General features: G+C 61.9%; 8 protein-coding genes. 7 read left to right on the top strand and 1 reads right to left on the bottom strand.

The genetic code is table 11. The features are described from left to right. The coding region (locus B9A12_RS16205; RefSeq protein WP_084059133.1) for an XRE family transcriptional regulator at positions 1–590 on the bottom strand (590 nt) is incomplete at its 3' end. A 262-nt stretch (positions 591–852) separates the two neighbouring features. On the opposite strand from B9A12_RS16205, the gene B9A12_RS16200 reads away from it, so the two are divergent. From B9A12_RS16200 to B9A12_RS17435, 7 genes are all read left to right on the top strand, one after another. Further along, positions 853–1,263 (top strand): hypothetical protein, encoded by a 411-nt coding sequence (locus B9A12_RS16200; protein WP_084059132.1) that lies wholly within the window; start codon positions 853–855, stop codon positions 1,261–1,263. After that, positions 1,260–1,472: a hypothetical protein gene (locus tag B9A12_RS17150; protein WP_170920685.1), complete on the top strand. Its 213-nt coding sequence runs from the start codon at positions 1,260–1,262 to the stop codon at positions 1,470–1,472. Before B9A12_RS16200 ends, B9A12_RS17150 begins: the two co-directional genes overlap by 4 nt. Positions 1,473–1,639: 167 nt before the next feature. After that, complete coding sequence (locus tag B9A12_RS16195; RefSeq protein ID WP_170920684.1) at positions 1,640–3,775, top strand: Mu transposase C-terminal domain-containing protein; 2,136 nt, start codon at positions 1,640–1,642, stop codon at positions 3,773–3,775. Then, a complete protein-coding gene (locus B9A12_RS16190; protein WP_084059130.1) occupies positions 3,772–4,503 on the top strand; it encodes an AAA family ATPase in 732 nt (243 codons plus the stop codon). The genes B9A12_RS16195 and B9A12_RS16190 overlap by 4 nt, the downstream gene beginning before the upstream one ends. Next, positions 4,500–5,114: a hypothetical protein gene (locus tag B9A12_RS16185; protein ID WP_084059129.1), complete on the top strand. Its 615-nt coding sequence runs from the start codon at positions 4,500–4,502 to the stop codon at positions 5,112–5,114. The genes B9A12_RS16190 and B9A12_RS16185 overlap by 4 nt, the downstream gene beginning before the upstream one ends. A 24-nt stretch (positions 5,115–5,138) precedes the next feature. Beyond that, entirely contained in the window at positions 5,139–5,354 is a 216-nt protein-coding gene (locus B9A12_RS16180) for a hypothetical protein (RefSeq protein ID WP_084059128.1), read from the top strand. Continuing rightward, positions 5,351–5,598: hypothetical protein (locus B9A12_RS17435; protein WP_212636983.1), on the top strand; the 248-nt coding region annotated here is incomplete at its 3' end. The genes B9A12_RS16180 and B9A12_RS17435, both read left to right, overlap by 4 nt.

Here is a 5,598-nt window from a genome sequence, read left to right as displayed (position 1 = left end):
ATGCGGTTGTCGCTGATGAGCTCGAGATGCTCCGGCGTGATGTTGATGCGCTTCACCAGGACGGAGTCATCGATTCCTACGGCCATGATGGCGCCTTGGCGCGGCGTGGTCTGGGAGGTGTCGATGAGCAGGTGGTCGCCTGGATGTAGTGTTGGGTGCATGCTGTCGCCCTGGACCTCCATGAGCACCATGCTGGATGGCTGCCCCACCAACTTGATCCAATCTTTGCGGAATGCGTAGAAGGCGAGCACTCGATCCTCTGTGATCCACGACCCGTGGCCGGCGTTCAGGATGGCGGACACCTTGGGCACAAAGGTAAACTCTTCCGGATCCGGGCCATCGGCGTCGTGCCTTTCTCCAGGATCAGAAGGCTTCCCGCGTTTTATCGGGCCTTCACCTGTCAGGAGCCATTCGGGCCGCACATTGAACGTCCTGCAGATGCGTTCCAAGACATCAGAGGGTGGCCGGCTGATCCCATCCCGATAGTTGGTTAGGGTCCGCTTGGGCAGGCCAATTTTGGCCGCGAAGTCCTTGAGCGTCAAACCTGATGCTGCAATGACGTCTCTAATCCGGTCATGAATAGTTTTCATGGCACCCACATTTGGTTCATTTTTCTGGACATGACTAATGAACTGACTAATGAACCGGCCTAATTCAATAAGCTACCGACACTACAGGTAATTCAGAAAAGTGCAAAAATCTGACTAATGAACCAGTTTTTTCCTTGACCAATGCCAAATTTGGGACTATGGTCGCAGTAGCATTGGCAAGAGCATGACACAAGCAGCATATCTTGGGGGGCGCCCGATGGTCAATGTCAGATCCAGGGACAATTCTGGAATCCCCCGTCAGATGAACGTATGGGAGCAGGTGATCACGGATCCAGTTCCAGCCATCAAGGCTGCCATGAGCGAGGCCATCCGGACCTGTTCGTTGTCCAGGGACCAGATCGTGGACGAGATGAATCGCCTGATGAGGCAGCTAGGCTGGACAACGAACGGACGTGGGCAGAAGGTGACCACGGCGCTGCTAGATAAGTGGGTTGCTCCGGCGGCGTCTCACGTTATCCCGCTTCGTTTGCTTCCTCTCTTTTGCCGTGTCGTCCAGTCGAATCTGCCTCTCGAGGCGTATGCACGGAGCTTTCAGTCCGTTGAAGTGATCAGTGATGAGGATGGGAAGATTCTCCAGTGGGCTAGGTCCGAGCTGGAGCTGAGAAAGGCGAAAAGGCGAGCCAAGAGGCTCGCACAGGAGGTTGGACTGTGAATCGCAAGCGCATAGAGATCAAGAAATGGCTGCTGGAAACCGGTATTACTCAGGTCTCTGTCGCCAAGGCGACCGGGGCCAGCCCGGCAATGGTGAGCCGAGTCATATCCGGCGAGAGGGGTAGACGTCGAAAAGGTCTGAGCGCCGCCGTCATTGATTATCTCGAACGGCGAGGATGCCCAATCTCCTCCGAGGAGAGTACGGCATGAAGGTGACGGCTGCAGAGATAGGACGTGCACTCGGTATTTCGTTCAGGGCCGTGCATAAGCGAGCGCTGGCAGAGGACTGGCCGTGTGAGTGCACGGTTGGTCGTGGCAGGGGAGGAAAGCGGAAGCTGTTCCCCGTTAAATCTCTGCCCCAGGATGTGCGTGAGGCTGTGTTCCGGTGGGAGATGGAGCGTCGGATCGAAGCGATCCGGGAGAATCCGCCGCCGGGGCCACCCACCGACAAGATCCCGCCGTCTGTCCCCCAGATGCCGCTGTCGATGATGAGTCCGGCGCTGGATCAGACGGTTCGGGAGTGCATGGTCAGGGCGGAGGCGCTGCGGGAGGAGAGACGACGTCGCTACCAGCCGCTGCCGCTCGGCATGCCGGAGAGAGCCAAGTCTCTTGGCCTGGCCAGGTACCGCCTGGTCCATGCCTTCCGCGATGCAGTAGAGAACGTCCCGTGGGGTGAGCGGGCGAAAGCCAGGAAGTCATTCCTTACCGCCTACCATTCAGGGCGGCTCCTTCCGGAAGTCTATGAACGGCTTGGGAAGGTCTCGCTAAAGACTCTCTACCGATGGGACAAGAGGCTCCGAGAGGCCGACGACGATTTTCTGGCCATCGCCGACACGCGGGGTGGCTGGATGCGCCACGGGACCACGCGATGGCGGGAGCGTCAGCTCAGTGAGCCGGCGCGGAGAGCTCTCCTGCGCTGCTATCTGCAGCCCAATCGGCCCAGCGTCGCGACCGCCATTCGGGCGGCCCGCATGGTGCTGCGGGCCCAGGGCATCGATGAGCCCGCGAGCGACCATACCTATCGGCGTTGGCTCGACGATTACTGCACGACACACCAGCACATAGTGGTACTGATGCGCGAGGGGGAGAAGGCCTACAAGGACCGGGTGGCCCCCCATGCGGATCGAGCGGACTGGCTGCTCGATGTGGGGGCATGCCTGGTTGCCGACGGCCATCCTCTGGATTTCTTTATTCGGCATCCCGAGACGGGCAAGCCGGCCCGCATGCAGCTCATCGTTTTTTTCGATTGGGCCAGCCGGTATCCGGCCGGATGGCAGATCATGCCGACTGAAAACACGGTAGCGATCCATGCGGCGCTCAGACGTGCGATCCTTACATTGGGCAAACTGCCCACCTCCGTATACATCGACAATGGACGGGCATTCAAGGCGCGGGTGTTCACCGAGCAAGACCCGGATCTGGGCGAGTTGTCCGGGATCTACGCGCGCATGGGAATAGCCGTCTTCACGGCCAGGCCCTACGAGGCCCGGTCCAAGGTCGTCGAGCGCTTTTTCCAGACACTCTCCGACCAGTTCGAGGCGGTCCTGCCGTCCTATTGTGGATCATCGATCGAGCGCAAACCCGCCTGGATGCAGCGCAACGAGCGGCTGCACAAGGCCTGGCACGAAGCCAAGTTTCGGGGTTGGATCCCGGACATCCGTGAGGCGGCGCATCTCATCGAGCGATACATCGACTGGTATGTGGACCAGCCCCACCGGGGGCTGTCGGGCAAGACTCCCCGAGAAGTATTCGAGGCGGGGAAAGGCCCCGGTGTGGACGAAATGGAGCTCGGTTGGGAGATGCTGTGGCGCGCAGAGCGCCCGGTGCGGCGCTGTCGCATCCGGATGTATGGAATCGACTACGAAGGGGATTGTCTCCACGGAATCAACGGCCGGGTGGCCGTCTATTACGACTGCGCGGATCTGTCCCGTGTGTGGGTATGCACGCGCGACGGGCGCCTGCTGGGAGAATGTTATCCCGTGGAGGCCCTGCATCCGCTGGCCAGACTGTTCGGCGACGAGGTGGCGGTGGACCAGGTGCGCGCCGCGCTGGAGCGGCAGCGCCGGCTGCGCAAGCAGACCATCGAACAACTCCAGGAGCTGGGCGTGGCCCCGGACGACATACGAGACGTGGTGGATGCGCCCTGGGGCATGGCTCCTGTGTTGGCCGGGTCCAAACGGGGCGACTCGGCGCCCGCCTTGCCGGAGCCGGAACCCGATGCCGACCAGGAAGAGATGGATCGACTGAGGCTGGTCTATGAGCGGCTGGGCGAAGAGGAGGATCCCAAAGACGAATCACAGGGGCCCGAGCGCCCCGAATGGTTTGGGAGCGAGCCGGAACGCTATGAGTGGTGCTGGCGGGCGAAGCACGTCCACCGCGCGCCGCTCAGCGCGGAGGATGAGGCCTTCATGGCCTATTACCGGACAACCTCCGAATACAGGGAAAACTACGCGGATCGCTATGAGCAACTGGCGGAACTGTACGGCGTGCTGGATGGAGGTGCGGAAGAATGAAGAACGTATTCATTGAGACTTCCAATGTGAGGAGATTCCGCGAGGCGATGGTGGCTCTGGAAGACATCGAGGCGGGCCAGCCGGGGCTTGCCGTGGTGTGGGGCGTGGCGGGACGAGGCAAGACGGTCTGCGCCCGGGAATACGCTGTGCGGACAGGGGCTGCCTATCTGCGGGTGATGCAGGACTGGACTCCCAGGGCCATGCTGGGCGAGCTGTGCCGGGTACTGATCGGCCGCGAGGGGCACACGGTGGAGAGGTGCCGGCGCATGGCAACGGAGGCACTGGATGCGGACCCGCGACCGATCTTGGTGGACGAGGCCGATCGACTGAGGGCGGACCACATCGAGCATTTCCGGGACATCCACGATCTTACGGGTGCTCCCGTGGTGTTCGTGGGCGAGCAGCACCTGTTCGCCCAGATCGAGAGCCGGCGGAGGTTGTGGAGCCGGGTGACCCGCACCGTGGAATTCGGGCCCATCGGCTCCGAAGACATCATGCTGTTTGCGATGAAGGCCGCGGGGCTACGGATGGAGCCGGAAGCTGCAGCACGGATCGCAAAGATTTCATCCGGAGATTTTCGGCGTGTCTGGCAGGCGGTCTGGGAGCTGGAGCGGATGTGCCGAGCGAACCGCACGCAGACCGTCGAGCGTGCGATGGTGGATAGGATCCCCAGGTGGCTCGAGGGGCCGAAGGGGACGGCCAAGTATGTAGGAAGAGGTGGGAAATGAGGACAGGACGAGCTCTTCGGGTCGGTACCACCACGGACATGGTGCGCCAATACGCGGCGGCCCAGGGGACGGTCACGAAACGGCAGGTCCGGGAGGCCCTGGGCCTATCGGTAGGCGCCACCAAGCACGCCGTGGAGACTCTGTCGCGGCAAGGGTTTCTGCAGAAGATTCGCCACGGGGTCTATGTGTTTTCCAATGATCGACACGGCGGCCAGGTCCCACCGCGCCCCGCGGAACGGGAAGAGCGCATCCGCCGGGCGATGCGCATCAACGAGAAATGGTCCGTGCAGGACATCGCACAGCAAGCCGGCACGACCGAATCCTACATATATAAGAGATTAAGCACATATCGTGCCAAAGGATGGGTGAGGCAGGCGGGGATCCGGAAGAAACCGAACGGCTGCGTGGAGAAGCTGTGGCGGCTGACGCTGGCCGGGAGGGACAAGCTGTATAAGCCTGTGACTCAGCAAGAATTTAAGCCGGACCCCCTGGTGCTGAAGGTTGTGGAGCTGAACCGGCTGGTGTGCAGCGGCCTGGCGCAGCACGTGCCCGAGCACGGCGAGGCGGCAAAGAGCCTTTGCCGCGAGATACTGGAGAGTATTTCCACGTAATCTGAGAAAAACAGGAGGTGGAGCATGGCGAAGATAAACGGATGCATGGTCTGTCTCGATTGCGACGAGGTGTTCAGCGGAGCGCAGTCCTGTCCAAAATGCGGGTCCAGTGCCTACTGGCCGTTGGGGCGATGGGTGCGCAGCGCGGAGCGCGGCTGGTACGGGCGGCGGGATGATGCGTGGATGTCCGGGGACACTGGGGACACGCCCCTGGAGTATCGCTGGGAGATGGCCGGATGAACGCGGAGGAGTGGCTGGCGCGGAACACGTTTCAGTGCGCGGTGGGGCGGATGACGCCGGCCCAGTGCGAGGCGTTGCGGGCCAGGCCCAGCCTCCGGGAGGTGGTGGCCGGTGGAAGCGGTCCGCGCACGCTGCCCAGGCCCGGGCAGTGTGAGACGTGCCGTGGATGGGAGGACTACGTGTCGGGAGGAGATGAGTCGGTGATGTCTGAGGCCACGAAGACGTGCCGCGTGTGCGCACGGGA

The organism is Desulfacinum hydrothermale DSM 13146 (assembly GCF_900176285.1).
Taxonomy (GTDB): domain Bacteria; phylum Desulfobacterota; class Syntrophobacteria; order Syntrophobacterales; family DSM-9756; genus Desulfacinum; species Desulfacinum hydrothermale.
This window is presented reverse-complemented; position numbering and strand designations above follow the sequence as displayed.